General features: G+C 47.8%; 21 protein-coding genes and 1 pseudogene. 6 read left to right on the plus strand and 16 right to left on the minus strand.

The features are described from left to right. Window positions 1–118 precede the first annotated feature (118 nt). The 7 genes from QQ055_RS08470 to QQ055_RS08500 form a co-directional block, all read right to left on the minus strand. Entirely contained in the window at window positions 119–1,105 is a 987-nt protein-coding gene (locus tag QQ055_RS08470; protein WP_286004553.1) for a lysylphosphatidylglycerol synthase transmembrane domain-containing protein, read from the minus strand. Window positions 1,106–1,174: 69 nt separating this feature from the next. Further along, entirely contained in the window at window positions 1,175–4,438 is a 3,264-nt protein-coding gene (locus QQ055_RS08475; protein WP_286004554.1) for a glycosyltransferase family 39 protein, read from the minus strand. Continuing rightward, complete coding sequence (locus QQ055_RS08480) at window positions 4,435–5,871, minus strand: tetratricopeptide repeat protein (RefSeq protein WP_286004555.1); 1,437 nt, start codon at window positions 5,869–5,871, stop codon at window positions 4,435–4,437. Before QQ055_RS08480 ends, QQ055_RS08475 begins: the two co-directional genes overlap by 4 nt. A gap of 453 nt (window positions 5,872–6,324) precedes the next feature. Beyond that, window positions 6,325–7,848 carry an HlyD family secretion protein gene (locus QQ055_RS08485; protein WP_284477166.1) on the minus strand — a complete coding sequence of 508 codons (1,524 nt, stop codon included), beginning with the start codon at window positions 7,846–7,848 and terminating at the stop codon, window positions 6,325–6,327. A gap of 24 nt (window positions 7,849–7,872) precedes the next feature. After that, on the minus strand, window positions 7,873–9,114 hold the full coding sequence (locus QQ055_RS08490) for a glycosyltransferase family 4 protein (RefSeq protein WP_069969377.1): 1,242 nt from the start codon (window positions 9,112–9,114) through the stop codon (window positions 7,873–7,875). 19 nt (window positions 9,115–9,133) lie between these two features. Continuing rightward, on the minus strand, window positions 9,134–9,910 hold the full coding sequence (locus tag QQ055_RS08495; RefSeq protein WP_284477165.1) for a glycosyltransferase family 2 protein: 777 nt from the start codon (window positions 9,908–9,910) through the stop codon (window positions 9,134–9,136). Window positions 9,911–10,121: 211 nt separating this feature from the next. Next, window positions 10,122–10,829, minus strand: a complete 708-nt coding sequence (locus QQ055_RS08500) for a PEP-CTERM sorting domain-containing protein (protein ID WP_284477164.1) — start codon at window positions 10,827–10,829, stop codon at window positions 10,122–10,124. 531 nt (window positions 10,830–11,360) lie between these two features. On the opposite strand from QQ055_RS08500, the gene QQ055_RS08505 reads away from it, so the two are divergent. The 3 genes from QQ055_RS08505 to QQ055_RS08515 are packed head-to-tail and all read left to right on the plus strand — an operon-like array spanning window position 11,361 to window position 13,543. Beyond that, window positions 11,361–12,011 (plus strand): pentapeptide repeat-containing protein, encoded by a 651-nt coding sequence (locus tag QQ055_RS08505; protein WP_284477163.1) that lies wholly within the window; start codon window positions 11,361–11,363, stop codon window positions 12,009–12,011. A gap of 35 nt (window positions 12,012–12,046) precedes the next feature. Beyond that, entirely contained in the window at window positions 12,047–12,727 is a 681-nt protein-coding gene (locus QQ055_RS08510) for an ABC transporter ATP-binding protein (RefSeq protein WP_284477162.1), read from the plus strand. 6 nt (window positions 12,728–12,733) lie between these two features. Beyond that, on the plus strand, window positions 12,734–13,543 hold the full coding sequence (locus QQ055_RS08515) for an ABC transporter permease (RefSeq protein WP_284477161.1): 810 nt from the start codon (window positions 12,734–12,736) through the stop codon (window positions 13,541–13,543). 191 nt (window positions 13,544–13,734) lie between these two features. Here the strand turns inward: QQ055_RS08515 and QQ055_RS08520 are convergent, their stop codons facing one another. The 4 genes and pseudogenes from QQ055_RS08520 to QQ055_RS08535 all read right to left on the minus strand — a co-directional run bounded on the left by QQ055_RS08520 (window position 13,735) and on the right by QQ055_RS08535 (window position 15,452). Beyond that, a complete protein-coding gene (locus QQ055_RS08520) occupies window positions 13,735–13,941 on the minus strand; it encodes a hypothetical protein (RefSeq protein ID WP_284477160.1) in 207 nt (68 codons plus the stop codon). Window positions 13,942–14,062: 121 nt separating this feature from the next. Continuing rightward, window positions 14,063–14,311, minus strand: a complete 249-nt coding sequence (locus tag QQ055_RS08525; protein WP_284477159.1) for a DUF4926 domain-containing protein — start codon at window positions 14,309–14,311, stop codon at window positions 14,063–14,065. Between the two features lie 18 nt (window positions 14,312–14,329). Then, a pseudogene (locus QQ055_RS08530) lies at window positions 14,330–14,662 on the minus strand (DUF6883 domain-containing protein). Window positions 14,663–14,921: 259 nt separating this feature from the next. Continuing rightward, entirely contained in the window at window positions 14,922–15,452 is a 531-nt protein-coding gene (locus QQ055_RS08535; protein WP_284477157.1) for a GGDEF domain-containing protein, read from the minus strand. Between the two features lie 330 nt (window positions 15,453–15,782). On the opposite strand from QQ055_RS08535, the gene QQ055_RS08540 reads away from it, so the two are divergent. The 3 genes from QQ055_RS08540 to QQ055_RS08550 all read left to right on the plus strand — a co-directional run bounded on the left by QQ055_RS08540 (window position 15,783) and on the right by QQ055_RS08550 (window position 19,208). Next, window positions 15,783–17,039 (plus strand): Na/Pi symporter, encoded by a 1,257-nt coding sequence (locus tag QQ055_RS08540; protein ID WP_284477156.1) that lies wholly within the window; start codon window positions 15,783–15,785, stop codon window positions 17,037–17,039. Window positions 17,040–17,298: 259 nt separating this feature from the next. Further along, window positions 17,299–18,777: an alpha-amylase gene (locus tag QQ055_RS08545; protein WP_284477155.1), complete on the plus strand. Its 1,479-nt coding sequence runs from the start codon at window positions 17,299–17,301 to the stop codon at window positions 18,775–18,777. 47 nt (window positions 18,778–18,824) lie between these two features. Next, window positions 18,825–19,208, plus strand: a complete 384-nt coding sequence (locus QQ055_RS08550; protein WP_284477154.1) for a tetratricopeptide repeat protein — start codon at window positions 18,825–18,827, stop codon at window positions 19,206–19,208. Here QQ055_RS08550 and QQ055_RS08555 read toward each other — a convergent pair. The 5 genes from QQ055_RS08555 to QQ055_RS08575 form a co-directional block, all read right to left on the minus strand. Further along, complete coding sequence (locus QQ055_RS08555) at window positions 19,166–20,383, minus strand: aminotransferase class V-fold PLP-dependent enzyme (protein ID WP_284477153.1); 1,218 nt, start codon at window positions 20,381–20,383, stop codon at window positions 19,166–19,168. The genes QQ055_RS08550 and QQ055_RS08555 overlap by 43 nt on opposite strands. A gap of 182 nt (window positions 20,384–20,565) precedes the next feature. Next, a complete protein-coding gene (amaB, locus tag QQ055_RS08560) occupies window positions 20,566–22,101 on the minus strand; it encodes an L-piperidine-6-carboxylate dehydrogenase (protein ID WP_432806009.1) in 1,536 nt (511 codons plus the stop codon). An 18-nt stretch (window positions 22,102–22,119) separates the two neighbouring features. After that, a complete protein-coding gene (locus QQ055_RS08565; RefSeq protein WP_284477151.1) occupies window positions 22,120–22,725 on the minus strand; it encodes a Uma2 family endonuclease in 606 nt (201 codons plus the stop codon). 60 nt (window positions 22,726–22,785) lie between these two features. Then, window positions 22,786–23,874, minus strand: a complete 1,089-nt coding sequence (locus tag QQ055_RS08570; RefSeq protein WP_284477150.1) for a saccharopine dehydrogenase family protein — start codon at window positions 23,872–23,874, stop codon at window positions 22,786–22,788. 131 nt (window positions 23,875–24,005) lie between these two features. After that, entirely contained in the window at window positions 24,006–25,631 is a 1,626-nt protein-coding gene (locus tag QQ055_RS08575) for a cyclic peptide export ABC transporter (protein WP_284477149.1), read from the minus strand. Window positions 25,632–25,692: the final 61 nt, after the last annotated feature.

The following is a 25,692-nucleotide window of genomic DNA, read 5'->3' on the forward strand; positions in this document are numbered from 1 at the left end:
AGAAGAGGGTGGGGGGAAATAAGGGAGTTGAGGAAGAAGAGGATGGGGGGATGGGGAAGTGTAGATTTTGTTCTCTGTCAGCTTTTCTTGAAACCTCAGAATTCTGCGATGTATGGGGCTAGCTACGGAACTTTGCGCCTGGGGATTTGTTTTTACTCAAAACTTGAATTCCTGTAGAATCTAGTAATAAAATTGCTGCCCCTGGGAAGCTTAATAGCCAACTGAGGAATGTAATGGTTAAAGATAGGAGAATTGCATCTTCTACACTTAAACCAATTCGGCTAAATAGATAAACCCAGAGTCCTTCCTTTAATCCTAATCCCCCTAAAGAAATCGGTAATAGCGTTACCACAACCACGATGGGGATAAAAACTAGCAGGGCGAGGAAAGAAACGGAAATGCCTAACTGCTGGGCAATAAAATAGTGATAGTAGACAATCCCAAACTGAAGAATCAAAGATAGCACCATTGAAGACATTAACGCCTTACGGTGCTGGGCAAATTGCCTTAAAAGGAGTTGGATTTTAGCAAATCTTGCCGCAATTCCCTCTAGGCGAAGTTTATGTAAAATCGGTTCTGCAATTCGCAATAACTGGGGACTGACGATTAAGAGAACGCCGCTGACTAATGCGCCGACACAACTAAAGAAGATTAAAATAATATCCCATCTGCCAATCAGTTGAAAGGCGGGGGGTAAACCAACCACAGCTAAGGCAGAAAGGGCGGCTAATCCGGTAAATCGTTCTAAAAAGACAGAAACTAAAGCGCCTTCTGAATCGCTAGTAATCTTAGCAACGCGATAGACGCGATAGACATCTCCTCCTAATGCACCGGGAAGGAAAATATTGAGAAACATTCCAGCAAAATAGCTACTCAGAAGTCCTGTCATCGGTACGCTATAATTCGTTGCTTTTAACACAATTTGCCAGCGAATGCAACTTAACCATTGCAGAAAGGTGTAATAGAGTAAGGCGAAGATAATAAAGGGTAAAGACAGATTTTGAAATTGCTGCCAAGCTTGGGCAAAATCTACACGAGAAAAAACCCAGATTAATAAGCTAATACTGACAACTGTTTTTAGGATTAAAATTAGCTTCTGTTTCATAAAATGTCCTGTTTGATAAGAGTTCTGTTCTTCCCTATTTCTGGATTGAGGGGGGTGAATCATTGCAAATTAGTAATACCCTAAATCTCTACCTTGGTTGGGTTCTCTGGGGAAAATTCCATCGGAGGCTTGCCAGAGTCTTAAAGTTGTGCCGTAGGTATCTAGAACGGGATTGCCTAATGTTTGTAAGGTATTAAAGAATTTGGCAAGTTCGGCATTTTTAGGCAATTGTCGATCGAAGATATGCAACCAAACGCGCGGCGAATCTGTTAAGACTTGATTGAGGCTATCGAGGTTGGTAATCACCTTTCCACCTTGCCAGCGATCGATTAATTGTCCTTCATTTAAATACACGGCATCAAAGAAAGACATTCGGTGAGGAATGTAATAATCAACGCCTCCTAAAATCACAGAATGAACGGCGGGAATATTAGAAATGACGACATCTCCCGGTTGGCGATGTTCGCGAATATATTCGATAACTTGGGTATGGCGGGGGGTGATGGCTTCTTGATAGCTAGCCAACACTTCCTGGGGTTGAAAGCTAAGGAGTAAGATTGCAGAAACCGCTATTCCCGCTACCCATTGACTGGTTGTAGGGTTTTGCCAAATTGAAGATAACCCATTTCCTAAACTTTGAGCAAAATTGACCGCCCCATAAATAGCCAGCATGACAAAAATGGGATAAATCGGATAGGTGTAGCGAGTGAAGATTAAAAAGACGAGGATAGAGACTAACACGATATTAATTAGCGTGCTGCTGTAGAGGAACAACAGATTGCGATCGCGCTTTTTCAAGGCATAGCCAAATCCCACAAAGAAGAAGACGCTGTAAAGGACGTACATCCGGTTAAAGCCGACAAAAAAGTTCGCCGCAAAGACCGATAGGTTGCTAAAGTGAATTTTGAGAAATGAAGTGGTCATACTCGATAATCCCACTAACGGCGTTAAGGACTTCAGCGAGACGAAGGCGATATTGTAGGCAAAAATTGCCATCATCAAAAAGAGTCCGAGTAAAACCGTCCATTCTCTTTTGAGTTGAAACGGGCGATAGAAATAGAGAAACCCCAGAAAGAATAAAGGCGGTAGGGTAATGGTGACTTCCTGCGTTAACAAAGTGAGGGTTAAGGCAAAGAAGAATAAATGCTGATAGCGGCGATTGGCTTCGTCGATAAATCCCTTATAAAATGCCCAGAATGCCAAAATATTGAGAAATTGCGCCAGTTGATAGAAGCGAATATTGCGCGAGTACCAAATTTCCCACGGATCGATCGCCATTAAGGCTGTAACCACCAAGGCAATCCAAATCTTACCCGTCATTTTCTTTGTAAATACAAAGATTAAACCGAGGGTAGCCGTTCCCCAAATTGCCGATAGCAACCGGGCATTTTCTGCCGAGTCGCCCACCAAGATTAGCCACAAGGCTAACAGGTAATGATAAACTGGGCCGCGCGTGTACCAAATGCCAGAGGTAGAAATGGGGGCCCCCGTTTGTAAAATTCCCCGTACCGCATCGTAGGACGTGGTTTCATCGGGTTCTAAGTCTACAAAGCCAATATAGTAGACTCGCAGCCCAAACCCCACGGCAATAATAACCCCCAAGATTGCCCAATGACCCCAACTTGGCCAAGAATGCCCGTTTACCCGACGCCAGCAGAACGCCAGGATAACCCCGACGGCGACAACCGGGAGAAGGAATAGCAAATTAGCGCCAAACGCCACCCCTAAAGCGGCGCATCCCATCAACCCCAAGAGAAACCACAAACTCCAGCGCAACCCCCGCCCAAACCCGTAGACAATGGCGCTAGAGACGAGGGTGAGGAGAACGGTAACAACAAAGCCGAGTAAGATTGCTGCATGGCTTTGCGGTTGGGCAAACAGCAACCCCGGTTCGGCTTCTGCATAGCGATGTTTAAGTAAGCCAACGCCTACTAAAAATAGGGTTCCTGGTAAGAGAAGGACGCTTCCCATTTGCAGGGGAGAGGCGGAAAGGGAGGGTTGCTGAGTTAGCCACAGCCACCCCAAACCCCAAGCGTAGATACCGCAAACTAGCATTCCACCTAGCATCCATAAACTCAGATGCCACAGGTAGTTTGGGTAATTGAGTAAATAAGCGTTTCCTTCAAAGCGACGCTGGAATTCTTGGGGGTTGACGAGTCTCCCTAAGCTGGCAGGTTTGCCCGTTCCTACCCCTTGAGTCCACCCCGTTACGGGTTCTGTCAGGCTTTCCCAACCTTCGTTAGTGGAGAGGGTTCCGATAATCTCTCCCTTGGGCGTTTCTACCCAACCATCCAGGAAAAAGCGGACTGAACCCGTGGGGGACATAAAATCACCGCCTGCTGAAGCCCATTGTCGATCTAAACGCGGCGCTAAACGAACGGCGAGGGTATTGCGTCCGGGATGCAGGAAGTTTGTGATTTCATAGAGGTGTAACTCATGGGCGCGATCCGCTTCGTAGCGTTGAACCAGCAAGCCGTTGATCGTGAGGGCAAATTCGCCATCGCCTGCAAACCGAATAAACCCTCGCCGACGGGTGTCGGGAAGTTCCCAGTTTTTCCGCAACCAGACTTCGCCGAGGGGACTGGGTTGACCTTTAATCCAATTTCCCTGTAGGGGACGATCGAATAAATGGGGGCTGAGACGGCTGTAGGTGGCTTCTCGAACGGGGCCTAAAGTAAGGGCGAGGGGCCACTCTATATCAGTAAAGTTGGGGTCAAACCAGCGCAGAGATTGGCGGGTTTCTGAAAGGGTGGCGGTTCGCCAAGGGGTGGCCCCTGTGGTGAGGTCTATGGGGGCATTTTGGACGGGATAAATGGCCCCTTCCACGACGAGGCGCGGGTTTGGGGTACTTTTTTGCAGGGCGATCGCGATCGCGTTTCGCCCCGGTCGCAAATAGGCGGTCAAATCTATATAGGAGGTGAGTTTCCAGTCGCGGGGACTGGCGATATAAATCCAGTCGGGAACTAAGCCCCCATAGGAGAGGCTGTCATCGATCCGTTGAAAGGGTTCGCTAAGGCGGCTAGCTAGCCCTGTGGTGTTGCGGGGAACGCTGCTTTCTTGGGCAACGACTTCGCCGTTAACGTAGAGAATGAAGTCATTGTCGGCACTCAGGCGCAACCATCCGGCTTCAACGGTTCCCGGTAAATCGACGGTACGCCGCGCATAGACGCGATAATTGGGGGTGGGTGAGGTTATCCATTGGGCTTGGGGCGACCAATTGACGGCTTGAACGGGGGAGGGGAGTTTGTCCCAGATGAAGAAGCCAAGGAGGCCTAGCAAACATCCTAAAAGCAGGGTGAGGGCGATCGCAATCCAACGGTTGAGTAATTTCAAGGGGACTCCTCAATCGGTTGTTTCCAAGTTTTCGGATCGGTAGACTGGCGATAGCGCTGCCATGCGCGGTTGAAGTCGCCCTGGTGATAGTCCGCCCAGGTTAAATGCAGGTAAGCTTGTCCGAGTAAGGCGGCGTTGGGCTGTTGGAAGGATTTTTGCAGTTGAATAATCTGTTGGGCGGCGTCGGCGGAGGCGCTAAACTCTCCATTGACGGCGCGGGCGAGCATGAGGTCGTATAATGCCTCTAAATGTCCGGGGAAGACGCTTAAGGCTTCCTCAAAGTGCTGAATTGCCCCAGCCGGACGGGTAATATTGGGTTGTTCAACGGCTTGGGGACTGTCTAAGAAGTCCGATTTATAGGGAAAGCTGGAGGTTGTGGGGCGTTTGGGCAACTGCGGGCGATCGCTATCTTTGAAGTAGTCTACGCCTTGGTTAATGAGGGCGGTGGCGAGATATTCGCGAATTAGAAATTGTTGGGGGTTCAGGTTTAGGGCTTGTTGGTAGTATGCCGCAGACTGGGCAAAGTCGCCGAGGCGATCGCGTTCGAGTCCTTTGACAAATGCCACTAAACTAGTATCGGGTTCGCCGCTATAATAACTGGCTTCTCCCCATCGTTTCAAAAAGGCTTCATCCCCTTGGACGGGTGGATACCATTGGGTTAAGTTGCGACTCAGTTCGATGACGGGACGATATGCGCCTTGGGCAAATAAGGTATCGAGGCGATGGTTGAGTAGGTTAATACTCAATAAGTAGAAAAGCAGAGTGGCTAGAATTAGGCTAACTCCCGGTAAAATTCGCCACCAATCTTGTAAAAAGGCGGGCGTTCGTTGGTTCGGTTCTTCTGCTAAATAGAGTCCAATAATCGCTAAAACTAACCCGCCACTGGTGACACTCCATCCTTTACCAATAAAGGTAAAAAAGGCATTATGATAGCCAAATCCTTCTAGCCAAACCTTATCCCAAGAAGACATTTGGAAAAATCGGCTATCTTCAATCTTTAAGCCAAAGACGGAACGGATGGGGACAGAACGGGCTAATAAAATATTCTGTTTCCACTGCGATTGAATTTCAGGAATTTTTTCTTCCACATATCGCGAAACTCGATAATCTTGGTCGGCATAGGTAGCCGCAAGCAAGCTAACATTCGGTAAAGTCAGATTAATCCAAAAGGGGAAGAGTAGGACAATGACTAATCCGGCATAGAATCCTAGGCGAAATCGATGTAAATTCAGGGATTTGAAGATGAGAAAAAAACAAGCGATCGCACTTCCTAAAGCCAGAATTCTCCCAACTTCCAAACTCATCGACTGAATTGAAAAAGCAGCTAAGGGAATTTGGGGCAAGCGATACCAAGAACTGATACTTCCCCGCAGCAAAAACAGACAAGCTAGCGCAATAACTAATCGATCTCTACGCCAAAACTGTCGATTCATTTCCCTAATATTTTGCATAGAGTAAGCCTAAATGAGTAGTGAACTTTCCCCTCTGATTAACTGACAAAAGTAGGTTAGGTTGAGCGAACTTTCCCCCTATGATTAGCTGAAAAAAGGATAGGCACGTAGGTTGGGTTGAGGCACGAAACCCAACATCTTCCAAGCGTTTGTTAGACAATAGTAGGTTAGGTTGAAGTACGAAACTTACAGAGTTGTGTTGGGTTTCGCAAGGCTTAACCCAACCTACAATTACTACAATTACTAATAGACGAGGTGAGAGGCACGAAAACCAACATCTTCCAGGGATTTGTTAGACAATAGTAGGTTAGATTGAAGTACGAAACTTACAGAATTGTGTTGGGTTTCGCAAGGCTTAACCCAACCTACAATTACTGATAGACGAGGTTAGATTAAATTGAAGATTGCTCTCTAGCAAGAACTACTTTCAAACCTTTATTGATTGCGTTCTGCCAACTCTCGTCCCGTCCTCGGTTCCCTGACAACAACCGCCTCACCGGGATTAATTGATTTAGGATTTGCAATCACTTTTTCTCCTAAAATTAGCCCTTCCAAAATTTCTCGTTTCCCTTGAGCAGAACGCCCTAATACCACCTTGCGAGTTACCGCCTTTCCCTGTTCTTCTACCAGAACTAATCCTTCACCTCCAGACAAATGCGTTACAGAATTTTCCGGAACAACTAACTCTGTTTTCCCCTGACTAAATTCCACAAAACCTTGCAATCCGGGGGGCATTTGTAAATCCTCTACCGCAACCCAAGCCGAATAAGTATATTGCCGATCGATACCCACCTTATTGGGTTGAGTTTCATCCGTTTCTACCGTAGGATTGACGCGCAAAACGCGACCTGTAAAGACCCTTCCGGGATAAGCTACTAATCGCACATTTGCCAGATCGCCAACATTAACCGCATTTAATCGCGCCTGATCGATAAATGCCCTAAACACCATATCCTGAGTCAGCAATAACAACGGCTGACTATCTCCTGCATTCACCAACTCGCCACTGTGAATATTGACGCGACTCACTAACCCATCCGTCTGGGCGTGAATCGTTGTTCGGTTTAGATCGCGGGTAGCATTTTGCAATTCTAACTGCCGATTTTCCACCGCCAATCGAGCATTTTCTAACTCCTTATCTGCGGTTTCTCGAAACAGGAAGAGGGCTTGCTGAGAAGCTTGTAACTCCTCTTGACGCAGGAGATAAAAATCGCGATTGCCAAACCGTTGATCTTGCGTATCGATCGCCCCTTGTTGGGCTGCTAGCAATTCCTTTTGACGCAAGGCGTAGGCATCTTGGGCGTCATAAAGCTGAAATTGCGGCAAAGCCCCCTGATCCACAAGTCCCTGAATCTGCGAGAGACGTTTGCGGGCAGTTTCTAGGCGTTGCTGGGCGGCTGCCACATTGGTTTGAATTTCGGCTTCCGCCAGGGTATTAATTTCTTGCAAGCGCGTATCCGCATTGGTTAAACGCGATCGCGCTGCTATAGCATTCGCCTCCAACTCTTGCAGGCGACTCTGGGTGGAGATTTCCAGGGATTCCAACTTAGCAGTGGCGATCGCCAAATGGTTGCGGGCTTCATTCACCTTATCCTCAAACGGGGCGCGCTGTAACGCAACCAGGGGTTCCCCCCGGCGCACAAACGCCCCCTCCGTCACATACACCTTTTCCACCGGGCCCGAAATCAGCGATCGCACCGCCACCTGTTGCAAAGCTACCGACTCGCCAGGGGCAGCTAAACCCGCTTCCATAGAGGCTTGCACCACCGGAATGGCTTCCACTGCAATCGGGCGGCCGGCTAACCGCTGATAATTGACAAACGAACTGTAGAAACGGGACTCCGGATTTTGCAGATTTGGCAACAATACCCTCACCGTCAGCAAACCCATAATCCCCAAAGGCGCGATCGCACCCGTTATCAAAGCCGCACGCGAAAACCACATTGGAGGGCGCATCATCTCTTTTTCATCCCCCTACTTTAATCAGGATCGATCCACCGAAACCGAACGCCAACCCCGTCTAGAAACAGACCGATCTGCGATCGCCCGTTCAAATACCCGTTCCCACAACGGCACGATCCGCTGCCAACTAAAGCGCTGTTGAATGTCCTGGAAGCCGCTTTCTCCCAGGGTTGCGGCTTTTTCCGGGTTAGCCAACAGATCCGCGATCGCCTCAGCAAGGGCTTGAGGGTCTTTCTGGCGTACCAAAACCCCCGTTTTGCCAGAAACAATCACATCCGGAATTCCGCCCACCTCCGTCGCCACCACCGGCTTCTGGTGAGCCAAAGCCTCAATCATCACAATCCCCAAGCCTTCCGTATCGCCCTTACTATCGACAATTGCTGGCAGCACAAACACATCGCAACGGGCATACTCGTCCGCCAGTTCTTCCTTACTGACAAACCCCAAGAAATCCACCACTCCCTCTAACCCCAGCGCCTGACAGTGCGAGATTAACTCAGCTTCCAGAATGCCCTTCCCCACAACCCGCAGGCGAACCGGACCTTCTCGCAACAACAGCGGTAACGCCTCTAGGAGATAGCAAAGACCCTTGCGTTCGTCGAGGCGTCCCACAAATAACAGCGTCGGTACCTCCCCCGCCTGTCGCGGCTTGGCAGGTTTCGCCTCAATAGTTAACCCATAGGGAATCACCTGCACCTCGCGATCCGTAAGTTTGCCAATCAAACCGCGCGTAAACGATGAATTGGCTGTCAAACCCCGCGCCATCGGCATCAGCCAGCGCAACATCTGGGCCACAAAGCCGAATTTGCGCGCTAGCAGTAACTCCGCCCCGTGAAAGCTAAACACCATTGGGATATTCAGCAACTGACTCGCCGGGAGGGCCATCAATGCATGGGGAAACGGCCAGTTAACGTGCAATAAATTCGGTCGCTGACGCCAACAAATCCAGAAGAGTTGCCAGCTTCCCAACGCGATATAGAGTCCGGCGGCGATTAAATAGAGGGGCTGGCGCTGAATTTTGGTCGGCGCACCATCGCGTACCAGATTTTCAAACGGTTTGGGACAGTAGCGAAAGCGATAAACCTCTACTCCATCTAAGCAATAACTAGGGCTGCCTTCATAGGCGGGGGCAAAGACGCTAAACTGTGCGCCTGTGGGTTGCAATCTCAAGATTGCCTCTCGGACAAAACTGCCATGATTGCCATCGGGAGTCGTGGGGTAGACCGAAGTCATCACCAAGATCCGTTTATCTTGTAAGTTCATAAGCTTCTGCGAGGAGGTCTTAAATTTCCGACATCACTTTTTTCCGGTTCTTGCGGACGGGCGAGTAGGCTGGAGACGACTGGGAAGAATACCACCACGCCAGCAATAACAGAAAATCGCGACCGGAGGAAAACAGGCGACCAAACCCAAATTTACTTTCACCGGAGAAGCGCGTATGCCAAGGCGTCGGAACTTCGGTGACGCGATAGCCTTGACCGGATAGAACAGCGAGTAAATAGCGATGGGTGATGCGTTCGATTGGCAACTGGGTTAAGATATCTCGCCGCACGATCTTGATCCAGTTCATGTCATGGATGCGGCTGTTGAAGACGAAGCGACAGGCGTTATTAGCAAAACTAGAGGCGAACAGCTTTTTATCGCGGCGGTTTTGTCGCCAGCCTGCAACCGCATCAACGCCAGGGATGCAGGCTTCTAGGAGGAGGGGAATATCGGTGCGCGGATCGGATTCTAAGTCGGCTTGTCCCCACAAAATCCAATCGGTGGTAACGTGCGACAGGGCGGTTTTCCAAACTTGAGTGACGCCGCGACGTTGCGGATGGCGAATCACTTTCAAGAAGGAATATTGATGGCTCAAGCGTGCTAAAATTTGCGGGCTGTTGTCGGTACTTCCGTCATCAATCAGCAAGACGGGTAGGGCGTAACCTAAATCGTCAAAGGTTTGTTCGATAAAGCGGAAAAGTCTTTCGAGGTTGCCTTCTTCATTACACGACGGAATCACGAGAGTGACAGAGCGTGTTTGAGTGGGCGACAAGGGTGAAGAGCGTGTAAGTTTCATACGTTTCAAACCTTAAAGCAAAGTAACAGATTGGGATTCCTCTCTCAAGCAAGACCCGATAGGTTAAGCGATGCCTGTACTGGAAATCAAATCCTCGTTTCACGGGGGTTGGCGAAAAGAAAAGGGGCTTTTGGCAATCAATCTTGAAGGTTGGATTTCCAGGCTTAACAACTCGCCAGCAAAGTCAAAAAGTCTCAAAATTGCGGTTTAATTAGGCATTTCTTGTCATTTTTTGGCGATTCCACAGCGTTCCAATTCCACCCAATCCTAAAAGGAGATAGCCGAGCGTTGAGGTGGGTTCGGGAACTGGAGCAATGCTTTCATCAATGGTCAGCGATAAGGTACTGGAGACCACAATAGCGTCATCATCATAGCGAAAGGGAATTTTCCCATTTTGCCCAGAAAAAAGAGACGCCAAAATGCTTTGAGGCTGATAAGGGTTAAGGGGAAGGCTCAGTAAATCTTGGGTAAATGTAAAAGGTTGATTGAGCGTTCCTGGCAAACTTGTATATTCTGACAGCAAATTGCTTTGAACGTCAACGATCCCCAGCAAATCGGTTGCAACTAAAGAGGTTTTCGGAATAATTTCTAAGCTCAAAACCGCCGATGTTAGGACGTTTCCGGCTTGGGCAAATGCAGAAAACAAGGAATAATTTGGATCTTGGGTAAAATCAAAATCCCAGAATGTGGCTTCATCAATCCCGTTTCCGACGATCGGATTTTGCGTCGGAATGACTTGTTTAATTTGACAATCCCCGTTGATGACACGGGTGGGATAGAGGGCAGCCGGGGGAGTGGCGCTACATTGAGAAGTTGCTGTTAGGGTCAGAGCATAGGTTTCTGCTGGGGTAGCCAATCCTGTTCCCAGAAGAGAGACGGCAGTTACTGCAATCCAAGTGGTATTTTTGGTGAAACTCATGTTCTACTCCTTAAGGAGGATAAGGGATTTAGAAGTAGTAGAGTCAATTAACAGGAGATTTTGAGACGGGAACACAGATACTGCTATTAACTACTACAAATCAAATCGCCCCTTTTCCGAATTCGCTATAGACTTTCTTAGCAGCTCTAAAAAGGCTTGTCAAAAATCATTTTGTCAGAAAAAAGTCGCTAACCTATTTTTAGCTTTTTTGTGGTTTCCGTATTGGGTTGTTAAAAATACGCTTATCTGTCGCCAACGCTGTTGGCTTTTTTGTCCGGTTCGATGAGGAAACCTCGAACATAAGGTTCTCGTCATTTTTTTCGAGCGAAGAATACTGAGAGGCTTTTGGGACAAAGCGTGTAAATAAGCACTGCTCAAAAAACAAAAATCTAACGAAAGATAGATTTTAAAGGCTTTTTCAGGTTGAGGATTCTCGCTGAGGGAGGCAAACTGAACCAAGACACCAAACTTTTGCCCCGGAACCCTGAAAGCATCGGTGTATAATGTTACTAAAGAACAGGATTTACGCAGATGGATATTAAGACTATAAATGACCTCAAGTCGTCTTGCATAGCGGGTTCAGACCCCTGTACTTCTTTTGACAATAAAAATCTCCGCGAAGCCGATTTAAGTCAAGCGAATCTTAAGGGGATTCACTTACGAGGTGTTAATCTTAGCAAGGCTAATTTAAGTGGTGCGGATTTAAGCGGAGCTAATTTAATTGATGCCAATTTAAGCGAAGCCAATTTGATGGGGGCGAATCTCAGCGAAGCCAACCTGGAGTACGTTCACTTGCGGGGGGCGAATTTAACCCAAGCCAATCTCAGCCAAGCGAATCTGGTGGATGCAAATCTCAAGGATGCCAATTTGATGGGGGCGAATCTTTGGGGCGTTAAGCTGCGCGATACCAACCTACGCGGGGCGAACTTGCAGGGGGCGACGTTACCGCGTGGAGAGGTTTATGAGGTTTATCTGAAAACAGTCATCCCCTATCTGTGTACGTATCGCGGTAAAACCCTAGCAGAAGTTGCGGCGGCTTGGGACTGTCATGAGTGGAGTAATTGTCCGATGCATGTGGCGCTAGGAATTCATCATCCCAAACAAGCCCCGGTGGAAGTGCGCCAACAGGTTGAAGAGTTTGTGGCGTTATTTGATGCGGGTGCATTACCCAAACCCCGATAAGATAGAAAAGGAGTTTTTAGGGTCGGCAAGGCACGATGGCGAGCCAGTCAGTCAGGGTCTCTACCTCTACGACTTATCCCTTGCTTGAGGTGCAAAACCTCGGTCGCCAAATAGAAAGCCGCTGGATTTGGCGAAACTTCACGTTTGCAGTACAACCGGGAGAACGTTTAGCCGTCACTGGGCCATCGGGTTCTGGTAAGAGTTTACTCCTGAGAGCGATCGCCACCTTAGACCCCATTCAAACGGGCGAGATTGCCTTTTGCTCTAAACCCCTCAGCCAGTGGTCTGTTCCAGAGTATCGCACGCAAGTCATTTATCTGCATCAACGTCCGGCTTTATGGGAAGGGACGGTAGAATTCAATTTACAACGGGTTTTTACTCTCAAAAGTCATCGCCACAAGACTTACAGCCGCGAGATGATTCTGCATTATCTAGATAAACTCGGTCGCAGTTCCCAATTTTTGCAACAGCCTAGCAGTTCCCTATCGGGCGGAGAGTCGCAAATTGTGGCGTTTTTACGGGCGCTGCAACTGAGTCCCCAAATCTTTTTACTGGATGAACCTACGGCGTCTTTAGATGCGGAAACGGTGCGTCAATTTGAGTTATTGGTGCAAACCTGGCAAGCTGAAGATACGAACCGCGCTTATTTGTGGACAAGTCACGATCCGTCGCAACTCAAACGCATTACCGATCGCGCTATTACGATCTCAGGATAGAGTGATATGCAAGCTGACTATATTGAGATTCAAATTTGGCAACTAGCGATCGCAGCTAGCCTAATCCTGATTAATCTCGCCATTTCCTTCGCGTTGCGCCTCGGCTTAGAACAACGCCTTGCGATCGCTTCAATTCGCATGGTGGTGCAACTCCTACTCGTCGGCTATATTCTAGAGTGGGTATTTACCCTGCGCGATCCGCTCTGGGTTTTGCTGGTTGCTTTTGCAATGACCTTCATGGCGGGACGCGCTGCGGTGGGGCGAACCCGTCGCCGCTACGATAATATTTATTGGAATAGTTTACTTTCTATTCTCGGTGCTGCCACTGTCATTACTGGGTTAACCGTCCGAGGCGTTATCGGTGTCGATCCTTGGTACGATCCCCAATATCTCATTCCCCTATTGGGAATGATTTTAGGAAATGCCTTAACCGGAACTTCCCTGGCTTTAGACCGCTTTATGGAAGATTTGGTCAGCCGCCGCGAACAGATTGAATCTTTACTAGCACTAGGGGCTACCCGCTGGGAAGCAGCCCATAGTATTGTCACAGAAGCCCTGAGAACGGGCATGATTCCCACGATTAACTCAATGATGGTGATGGGAATTGTCAGTTTACCGGGGATGATGACGGGACAAATTTTAGCTGGAGCGACCCCTACCGATGCGGTACGATACCAGATTGTGATTTTGTTTGCGATCGCGGCCGGAACCGCCCTGACCACCATCTCCATTATTCTACTCGCCTTTTTCTCCCTATTTAGCCCCAATCACCAACTCCGCCTCGACCGCTTGCGCCCCGTAAAGAGTCTCAATTAACAGAAGCGATTGCAACTAGACAACTTGAGCGTACAGACCTTTCCAACGCCCAAATCAAGAGTTTACCGACTCAGTTCCCTACAACCGATCCGTTGCGTCTTTTTTCTGGCTACCTTACCCGCGCATACAGCTTTAAGATCCCACCGATAACTTCTCGACGGTCGGGTGCATTGGGGTTGTTAGGCAGTTTCTTATTGCCCACGCCCTGGCTTACAATCTGCAAAGCCCAGCGCCTCACTATCGAGGAAACTTGCGATCGCCATTTCAACTACTGCCTCAACTGGGTACTCTATCTCAGCAGCACGAGCGAGTAAGGCTGCACGAATCCGATCGGGCAACCGCTCTAGAATTACTTCAGCATCAGCATGGGAAAGTTGCTCTTGAAGTTTGGCTTGCATAGCATCACCTTTCGCTTGGGATCTGGGCATTATAAGGAGGCTCAGTAGCTCTTAGAATTATGGCTTCTAGCTTAGACCGGCAACTTTCAACCGTCCGCATGCATTGGAGTTGTTGTACTGCTTATGCTGTAACCATTTCAGTGCTTGCATCAGGCAGTATTGGCTCAAAATGCAGAACCATAATTTGCTCTGGACGTAACCCTAAAGATTCGTATGTACGCCCATTGCGATCGCTAAATTCAACTTCAAATGCAGCACCCTCGGCTAGTGTCTCAACGATCGTTCCAACCTGCCCACGCCACAGATTGTACTGAGGAAGGTCAACAGTCAGGGCGACAACATCTAGCAACTTGATTGTGTTGGTTGTCATGCTTTGTACCTCCACTGATTACAGAGGGTAACAAGTCGTTAATTTTGGAATCTCCGAACCATGCTCAATGATCCAGCCACTCCGAAGGGCGGCACTTCTATTCTACCATTCAATTGTGAAGTCTAAAGTATAACGCTGCCCGAACTCATCCTGTCTTCCTAATCGAGCTTTGTGAGTTTTGACAACTTCAAGCAGGATTTGACGCAGTTCTTCGGCATTGTCAGCCGTCATACCAAGAATTGATGAAAAAAGCCGAGCTTTATGCTTACCATCATCATGTTCCGGGTTGAGGCAGTAATCACGCAATTTGCGAATATCAACAACGGCGTTTTCTGCGTTGGGAATCAGCATTAGCAAAGTTCCGTATATCCGCGCAATCCAGCCTAATTGACTATAAAATTCGCGACTTAGGCAATTGGGTCTTACATGGAGAATTCCCCCAACCATCATTTTACGCCTAATTTCTCATCTCAAGGACGGCGCGATCGCGAACTGGGTTGGATCTTACCCGTTCGATGACCTCGGCGATCGCTAACATATCCAACATCATCGCCCGTCCGCCAATGGGAGAAGCCAAAATTCGCCGACGCTTACCTATACCCCTACCTCTTCAACCCTCTACCACTGCAACTTGATTTCTGCCAAACTGAGTTCTGTGCTTGTACATGGCTTCGTCTACAGCTTGCATTAAGCTCATCCAATCTTGACCGTGTTCTGGGTAGAGACCAACACTACAGGATACTGTGGGTAAAAATTCTATCTCTTTGGAGCGGCCATCGGGTGCAAATTCTAAGCGCTGCATGGGAAAATGACAGCAATGCTGCGCGATCGCCATCCGGATGCGATCGCCAAAAGTTATCGCATCCGCTAGCGGTGTATTCGGGAGTAATACGAGAAATTCATCGCCTCCAGTGCGAAAGAGTTGCGCTTCAGCCGGAAGCTGTTGGAGAATTAAAACGGCAAGTTGCCCAAGCAGAGTATCCCCTTGGTCATGTCCGTAGCGATCGTTGAAGTAAGCGAAACTATCGATATCAATGAAAACGATCGCAAAAGCTTCCGCCTCCTCGATCAAATCTGTCATGCATTGCTGTAGGGCGATTCGGTTGCCAATTCCGGTGAGTCGATCGAAGCAATTGCTCATTGGTTTTTGAATAGCTTGTTGCTAGCTTAAGTGACTCTCAAGACTGACGCAACTTTACCCTAAAAATCGGTTTGTTGGCGTCATCTTAAGAATCGCCTCAAATTCTTTCTCAAGAGTGAGGTAATTTCAGTCTTGGGGGAGGCTTTTAGGAGAATTTACGGATTTTAATTCAATTTTAACCCTAACTTATCCTTTCTCTTTAACCTCATCCATAAAGTGAAAGCATAAAGCTTACTAAAGTCAACATCCAGCAAGCCCTTAAGGTGAAAATTCTTTTTGCAGAAGAGATTTCTGCAAACGCAGTTTTTTGGAATTTTAAGAGGAAAATTGATGAAACGAATCAGTCAAGTCCTTCCTCAAGGGCAAATTTGGAAATTCATGGGATTGCTGCTGGCTTTACTCATTTTCTTTACGAGTCTCGAATTATTAGGAGATGCCTTTGAGTTAATGGGAGAAGATGCAGCAGAGTTTTTATTGGCAACAACAGCTAATCCGATTGCTGGCGTATTTGTCGGTATTTTAGCTACAACTCTGGTACAAAGTTCTTCCACTTCAACTTCTTTAACTGTTGCCTTGGTTGCATCAGGTACGCTTGGAGTGGCGGGCGCAATTCCAATTATGTTGGGGGCTAATATTGGGACTAGCGTTACCAATACGATTGTTGCGTTAGGTCACTTTCACAACCGAGATGAGTTTAGAAAAGCCTTTACGGGGGCATTGGTTCTCGACTTTTTCAATATTATCGCCGTCGCGATTTTCTTGCCTTTAGAGTTGTTTTTTAATGTTCTTTCTTGGCCCGCTACTCAGGTTACAAATTTAATTGTTGGCATTGGTGCGATTGAACTTTTTAGTCCGATTGATGTTGTGGTTGAACCGCTAGCCGGGTTAATTGTGGGTTTGACTCAGGAGACAGGTTGGTTAGTATTAATCATTGCCTTTGCTTTATTGTATTTTGCGCTCAGAAGTTTGGTTAAACTGTTGAAAGCCTTGCTCAATGAAGACTTGGAAGGGAAAATTAAAAAATACCTATTTGGTTCTTGGTGGCAAGCGATGTTATTTGGACTTTTGATTACTATTGCTGTCCAAAGTTCTAGCATTACCACTTCTGTCATTATCCCGTTAATTGCCTTAGCGGTGGTTGCCGCATTACAGGCACTTCCTTACTTTTTAGGGGCAAATATTGGCACCTCCACCACGGCTTTAATTGCAGCGCTTTCGCTGGCGGGAAATGGTGATGCGGAAGGAATTGCATCGTTGCTGGTGGCGCTAGTTCACATGGTTTTTGATATTCTAGCGATCGCACTTCTGTTTCCCCTCAAGAAAGTGCGGGAAATTCCGGTCTGGTTAGCCCAAAAATCGGTAAGCTGGATAACGGCTAATCGCATTACTGCGATCGCCTACATTGCAGCCTTATTCTATCTTCTCCCCTTTGGTGCCGCTTGGCTGACCAATGATTGGGATATTGCCACGTTTTACGAACCGACGGTTCCCGAACAAATACAAGGGGAGGTTGTTACCGATCTCGAAGACGCGCAAGATCGCGATCTTACCGATATTACCGATCCGGATAGCACCCCGCAAGAGTAAGCGCGTCGATAGTCGCGTAGCGTAGGTTGGGTTGAGGTACGAAACCCAACACAACCCTAGCTGCTGTTGGGTTACTAACCTACGCGACTCATAAGACTTTTAGCAGTGAGTGTCAGTCAATCAGGTGTTGTATCTCACCCATGCAGGTTCCCAGCCTTCTGTCTAAATGTTACGACTAAAGTCCATAATTGAACCGGATTTTCAACGGTTAACGTTGCAACAGACAGAAACTGCGATCGCTCTAAGCATAGGAGACAGCATGGCTGAACTCAATGGAACGATGATGCAATATTTCCACTGGTACATCCCGGATGATGGTACCTTATGGGATAAGACTCAGCATTTAGCCCCAGAACTGGCAAAGGCAGGCTTTACCGCATTGTGGCTTCCCCCTGCTTACAAGGGAATGGCAGGTAAAAGCGATGTAGGGTATGGGGTTTACGATCTCTTTGACTTAGGGGAATTCGATCAAAAAGGGTCTATTCGTACTAAGTATGGCACTCGCGAACAATATCTTAGCGCGATCGCAACTCTCCATTCTGTCGGCATCCAAGTTTATGGCGATGCTGTCCTCAATCATATGATGGGAGGCGACGCTCCGGAAACGTTTCGGGCGCTTCCCTTTCCCCAGAATAATCGCTTGTGGCCCAAAGGGGAATTGCACGAAATTCAAAGCTATACTGGGTTTAACTTTCCCGGACGCCAAGGAAAATACTCTAGCTTTGAGTGGCATTGGTGGCATTTTGATGCGGTGGATTATAACGCGTATAATTCTGGCGATCGCGATACGGTTTACCTAATTGAAGGCAAGCAGTTTGATGACTATGTTGCCCTAGAAAACGGTAACTTTGCCTATTTGATGGGATGCGACTTAGACTTTCAGCATGAGTCGGTACGCGGCGAGATAACGTACTGGGGGAAATGGTATCTCGATACCACCCAAGTCGATGGGTTTCGCTTAGATGCTATTAAGCATATTTCCGCCTGGTTCTTTCCCCAATGGTTGGAAGCCTTAGAACGTCATGCGGGTAAAGACTTGTTTCTGCTGGGGGAATACTGGTATCCCGATATTCAGACCTTAAACTGGTATATCGACGCAGTACGCGGCTGCATGTCGGTGTTTGACGTTCCCCTGCATTACAATTTCCACGTCGCCAGTAAGTCGGGAAATCATTACGATCTGCGGCGGATCTTGGATAATACGCTGATGCAGCAGCGGCCGACTCATGCGGTCACTTTTGTCGAAAATCACGATTCTCAGCCCTTGCAGGCGCTAGAATCGGTCGTAGAAGCGTGGTTTAAACCCCTAGCCTATGCCTTAATTCTGTTGCGACGGGAAGGCTATCCTTGCGTTTTCCATGCAGACTATTATGGGGCAGATTACGAGGATTGGGGACGCGATCGCAACCGCTACCGAATTATTCTACCCTCCCATCGCTGGCTGATTGATAAGTTTCTCTACGTTCGGCGCAACTTTGCCTACGGCCCGCAGTACGATTATTTTGACCATCCCAATACGATCGGCTGGACTCGCTTAGGGAACGAACAGCATCCTCATGCGATCGCAGTTATCCTGACTAATGGTTCCGATGGGTTGAAGTGGATGGAAGTGGGTAAACCCAATACGCGATTTATCGATATTACCGAGCATATCCCAGAAGCGATCGTTACCAACGAATATGGTTGGGCGGAGTTTCGGTGTAAAGGGGGTTCAGTTTCCGTTTGGGTAGAGGCATAAATGGGAGTGCGATCGCGATAATAGAACTATTGCGATCGGACAATAACATGAATGACTCTGAACAAACGCCTGAATTTTGGGAAAACCGGGGTTGTCGGTTATGCCAGACTGAAGCCTATGAAGACGCGATCGCAGCTTTCGATAGAGCGATCGCGCTTAACCCCAATTATCCCCCAGCTTGGAACCATCGGGGTAATGCCTTGAGTGCTTTAAAGCGGTATCCTCAAGCCTTGGCTTCCTATGACAAAGCTGTCGCCTTAAACCCCCAATACCATCAAGCTTGGTTTAACCGAGGCTTGTTATTTAACGATATGCAGGCCTATGGCAATGCGGTAGAATCCTATCAACGGGCGCTTGCGATCCACCCCGATCCGCGCTACATTCATGCTCAGGCTGGGATAGGCTTGCATAAAAAGCTATTCACTATTTGAGCAAGACGAACAATCTCTTCATCAGGTAACGCTTCCGATAGCGGTAGATAAACTATTTTTTCGCTTAAATGTTCTGGCGTTAAATAATTGCCTGAATTCTCGAAGTGAGGATGGAAGTGGGTTAAGCTAGTATTCCCCCGCGTGGCATCAAAGCCATTTTCTCGGAGGTTTTGAATCAGCCAGTCTGGGTTATCTGCCAGAATTGGAAATACCCAAAAGGAATGAAAATCGGTTTGATTTCCAGGGTAAACAATCTCTGGAGAAAGATTGGCAATTAAGAGGCGTGCTTTAGCTTCCCGAATTTTGAACCAAAGATTATCAAAACTTCGCAATCTATGCCACAAGAGTTGGCGCATCCCTTGGGGAGGACGATATCTGATTTTAGTCATTAAGTCTCCTCCACTGAAGCCTCTGGTTAGAGCATTGATTGTGGAATCTGGATCGAGTTTTAATTTTAATAAAATTGCAATAAGCTGTTGATAAATAACGGGTAGCGACAGAAATTTTAACCCACAATATTTCAAGACTCGTCGATAAAACCAAAGTTCGCTACGCTGGGGATAGCTAGCCTCAATTTGCCTTATCTGCTCGGCTAGAGTAGAATCTTTGATAGATGCGATCGCACCCCCTAATGCACTACAGGACTTGATTGAACCAAAACTGAACAAGCTGACATCAGCTTGCGGATCGCCGCAATAGGACTCCCCGCAAAAAGCCTGCGCGCAATCTTCAACTACCAAAATTTGATGTTTTTGACAAACTTCAATCAGCGGTTGGATATCAATAACTGCCCCAAATAAATGAGCAACTAATAAGATTTTACTTTGGGGCGAAATCAAAGCTTCTAATTGCTGAATATCGGGTTTAAGGGTATCAAAATCAATCTCAACGGGGACTAAGACTAACCCATGTCGCCGAACAATCTCCCCCATATCTCGAATATTCACCGCACTCATTAACACTTCGCTTCCTGGCGGTAAATTTAGCGCTTGTAACAGCAAATCAAACGCAGTTCTCACAGAAAGTTTCACTAAAACTTGCTTATCTCCCTGTTGAAACTGCTTCAGGATAGGGGGTGGTTGAGAATTCTGTTTGAGGATACCGGAAAATAGACTAAAAATCAGATCCGCAAAGCCAATTTGCAACCGAAGTCGCGGGTAGAGGCGAGTTAGCATAGCTGGAGTGCTGAGTGCTGAGTGCTGAGTGCTGAGTGCTAAACTTTGATACGTTCAGTTACCCTAAAAGGTACCGTAGTCGCGTAGGTTGGGTTGAGGTACGAAACCCAACACAACCCATACTGCTGTTCCTACAACAACATAGAACTGTTTTAGCAGAATAAAAGAAAGCCAATTGCAGATCAATTATCCAAAAATCGAATTCCCTGAGCGAGGGGTAACGCGGTACCATAATTAACGGTGTTGGTAACGCGCCGCATATAGGCTTTCCACGAGTCGCTTCCTGACTCTCTTCCGCCACCCGTTTCTTTCTCGCCGCCGAATGCGCCGCCAATTTCTGCACCAGAAGTCCCGATGTTAACATTGACGATGCCACAATCTGAACCTGCGGGTGAAAGGAAATATTCGGCTTCGCGGAAATTTTCGGTAAAGATCGCAGAAGATAGACCTTGGGGGACGTTATTATGAATTGCGATCGCCTCTTCTAAGGTCTCATAACGCATGACGTAGAGGATCGGCGCGAATGTCTCCTCTTGTACAATAGCCGCATCGGGACTAATTTCCACAATCGCCGGTTGCACGTATACCCCACCTTTAGGTACGCCTTCAGTAATGCGATCGCCTCCAAAGATTTTACCCCCTTGCTGGCGGGCTGTCTCTAGGGCCGCTTGCATCTTCTCCCCAGAGGCGCTATCAATTAAGGGGCCGACTAAGACGCCCTCTTGATTGGGATCGCCAATGGGTAGGGAACGATAAACTTTCTGTAAGCGTTCCACTAGGTTATCTGCAATACGGTTGTGAACGATTAAACGGCGTAAAGTAGTGCAACGCTGTCCGCAGGTTCCGACGGCTGCAAAGGCGATCGCTCTTATCGCTAATTCTAAATTAGCCGAAGGTGCGACAATCATCCCATTATTCCCGCCTAACTCTAGCAGACTTCTCCCCAACCGTTGAGCGACGGTAGTCGCCACCGCCCGACCCATCGGGATAGAACCCGTTGCCGAAATTAACGGTAAACTAGGGTGGGAGGCTAGTGTTTGTCCCACATCCGCTTTCCCGATAACGACGCTACAGACTTCCGGGGGAACATCGGGTAAGGTTGCTATAGCGCGCTGTACTAAATGCTGACAAGCTAAGGCACATAATGGCGTTTTCTCCGAAGGCTTCCAAACTATTGGATCGCCGCAGACTAATCCAATCATCGCATTCCATGCCCACACTGCCACCGGGAAATTAAAGGCGGTAATGACTCCCACAGGGCCTAAAGGTAGCCATTGTTCCATTAAACGATGATCCGGGCGTTCGCTGGCAATTGTCAACCCATATAACTGACGCGATAAACCTACTGCAAAATCGCAGATATCAATCCATTCTTGCACCTCCCCCAAGGCTTCCTGGGGAATCTTGCCCGCTTCTAGGGTAATCAATTCGGCTAAAATAATTTTATGCTGCCTCACCTGTTCGGCGATGCGGCGAACGAGTTCTCCCCGTTGCGGTGCGGGTACAGTACGCCAGTGGCGAAACGCTTGGCTAGCCGCTTCCACGGCTTGATTGACTTGGGCAGGTGTGGCAAGCTGGATAGAAGCGATCGCACTCCCATCAATCGGCGAAACTACCTCTATTTTCTCACCTAAACCCATCTCCGCAGACTTGCCAATCCAAACTCCCGGTTGGGGTTGCTGAAGAGAATTAAAGCCTAATGCTTGTAGGTCTAACATCATTGTTTCAGAATTTTATCAATTTTGTTGTCGAATCGCCTGAATAAAAGCATTCACCGCATCATATTGATCGTTGCGCCTAACACATTCTGTGAATAATTTCAAGTCTAGATCGGGGAGAAGGCGGCTATTTTCGCCGGGTTGGTATTGACTTTCTCCAAGGCTATAAACCTCTAAATTTCCGCCTCGCCAAATCCAAACTTCCGGAACCCTTAAACGCCTGTAAATTTCCAGAATGTCAATACTACCACTCGTAATGATAACTTCGATAACCAGGTCAGGAATCGTCTTTCTCGTTTCTAAATTGTAAGACTCATCGGGTTCTTTTCTGCCACCTAACGCTTGGCTTCCTAACGTTGCACTTCCACGAACATAGAAACGGATATTTTTCTCTCGCAAATACGCTTCTAGCAGTAAGCCAATTGTACTTTTGAGGTATTCGTGTTCTTCAGAAAGCGGCGTCATAATCTCTAGAACCCCATCCAAGTAAATTGAGCGAATTGCTGAGATATCTGCCAGAGTAGAGTCAATGACGCTGAACTTCTCCCAGGAAATTTCATGTAAAGTAATGCACCCCGTTTGTAGGGTATCCTTTTGAGGGCGATCGCTCCCAGTTTTAGTCATTACGCTTAACCCCCTTTTGTGTCATCTGACAATAGCGAATTGCCCGTTTTTCAACCCAGTTTATCGGGTAGAATAGAAATATTGCCCAAAGCGGTTATTGATAAACGCCTCAAAGGGAATTTGTTCCTGTTTAATTATCCCCTTTTCGGGTAAATCTCCGCGAACGTGCAAATCGAGAACCGCACACAAAGAGGCGGCGGTGGTAATTTGAATGGAACCCCAATGTTCGCCATAGAATTCGCCGTGATATATCTTTCTGGCGTCGCTGACTTGAACATATTGACCATTTTTCCAGCCGCTAACCGTCGCGCCAATGAGGACGACATCCTGTTGCGTAGTGGGAATCGCTTGCTCTAAAATATCCTTGAGGATCTCCCGGCGATCGCCTAAACCCAATTCCTGAATCAAAAACGACATCAGATAGCGATGTCCTTTATGGCGAATTGTCTTATAACCCAGGTTCCTCACCTTCCCTTCTAGCGTGTCTGCGAGGGTTCCCAACCCACCAGAGGTATTAAACGCCTCATACTCTACCCCATCCAGGGAAAAATATTCTATCTCTTCTAACGGCATCACCTCCACCCGTCGTCCGTTGCGAATGGCATCGCAGGGGTTACAGTATTGGTTAATCAACCCTTCTGTAGACCAAGTGAGGTTATACATCAACATATTAGACGGATACAGGGGTAAAGCCCCCACCCGCATTTTCACCTCCTCTAGCTTTTCAAAGCCGTGACAGAGGTGATACGCCAGAATGCTGATGAAACCTGGCGCTAAACCGCATTGAGGTACAAACACTTGCTTGGCTGTCGCGTTTTGGGCGATCGCTCTAACAGCACTCGTCGTCGCCAAATCTTCGGTAACATCAAAATAGCTAATTCCTGCTTGCAAAGCAGCGCGCGCAATGCCAGGATTAACCCAATAGGGACAAGCAGATACAACACTCTGTTGTCCTTGGAGATATTTAACCAGCATCGCCTCATCGCTGACATCCAGCAATACCGTTTTGATGGGTAACGTTGCGGCTAACCGATCCAACGCCTCAGCATTCGTATCTCCCACGCAAACGCTATAGTCTCCACTGTAATGCAAGAGTTTGGCGATCGTTGCCCCAATCTTACCCGCCCCTAGGATCGTTACGGAATGCATAAGTTGTCTCCTTTGGGTTAATTTTTAGCTTTATTTAAAAATTCCCCCTATTGTGCCGGATCTATTCCGGACAAAAAGATAAGTTGCAAACATTTACACTTGTGGCGGGAAGTTCTGACGCGCTAGAACAATCAACCTTGGGGTTTGTCATATTCCACCTGACCGTAGTCTAGCTTAATGATGCGGTCGGCGAGGTGAAAGTAATGGTCATCGTGACTAATGACTAGGATAGCCTTACCGCGATCGCGCAATTTGCCCAATAACTCGGTGTAGAATAACTCCTTAAATACTGGGTCTTGATCGGCAGCCCATTCGTCAAATAGATAAATTGGGCGATCTTCCAGGTATGCTGTCAGTAGAGCTAACCGCTTGCGTTGACCTTGGGATAGCGCCGTTGTTGAAAGCTTCCCCGCTTCTAACCTCACCTTATGGTCTAAACGCAGTTGCTGGAGATAAGCCTGCGCCTGCGCCTCCAAATTTGGCGTATCTATTCCCAAAAACCGATCGAATAAATAGAAATCTGCGAAAATAGCCGAGAAATGCTGGCGATACCATTCCCGGTTTTCTGAAGTAATGCGTTTTCCGTCTAAATAAATCTCTCCGGCTTCGGGAATGTATAACCCAGCAATCAACTTTGCTAGGGTAGACTTACCGCTACCATTTCCCCCGACAATAAACACCAGTTCTCCCGGTTGTAACTTTAAATCTACCGGGCCGAGGGTAAAATGGCTGTCCTCGCTTTCCCCCCGATAGCGATGCGTCACCCCTTGTAAGGATAACGCTTGCCAAGTGTAATGAATATCAGTGGGAACCGAAACCTGTTCGGCGGAGTTGGCTAGCGATAACCCCAAAGACTGAATTTTCTCTAACGCAATACTAGCGCGGCTAAGAATCGGCAGTTGATTCACCAGCCGTTCCATCGGTAACATCAAATAGGTAAACGTGAGAACATATCCCGATAGTGTTTCCGCTGGCAGTTGCATAAACTGGGGTAAAGCAAACAATACAAACCCCACCGCAAAGAAAAAGATGAGTTTTCCCCAACTCGAAGTCACGGCGAATAGGGTTAAGCCATCAACGCTATAACGGCGAAACCTCCCGGCGGTGGGTTGTAAGTCTTCTTGTAAAAAGGCTTGTCTGCGCCAATAATGCAGCTTCAGTTCCTTGGTTCCTTCGGTGACGGTGCGAAAATTCGCGAATAGGATATCCTGCTGTTCCCTCGCCTTGGCTAACAGTCGCTTTCCCCGCCGCAACAACCAGCGACAGCTACCTAAAGCCACCACCGTCAGCAGACAAACCAGCACAAACACCCGAAACGATAGCCAGTTAATATAAGCCAAACAACCCGCAACCGTGGCTAAGTCAATGCAGAGAAAGGGAACCAACCGAACCGCATCCGTTACCGCCTGTACGTCATCGGTTAGCGTCGCCATCAGTCGGGGTATTCCTAACCCTTCCAAGTGAGTCAACTCAGAACCCAGTATTTGCTGAGATAGGGTGAGGCGCAATTGAAAAATGGCCTGCTGCGCTAACCGAATTAGCGTCATTTGCGAGATGATACTGGTGATTAAAGCAATAAACGCAATGCCAGCAAACCCCCAAGCCGCCAGCCGCAAAGATTCCGCCGAACCCTGACTCACCGCTAAACTGATAATGGCAATGAGACTGGCACTGCTGATGCCACTCACGAACCCGGTACCAATTGCGATCGCCAGCATACCCCAAGACGACCGCAACAGAAAAACAATCAACTGCATTTAGACGTTACCCGCTATCATGTGCGGTTAAGAGGGTAGATTGCATCTTACCCCAAACTCT

The organism is Geitlerinema calcuttense NRMC-F 0142 (assembly GCF_030285425.1).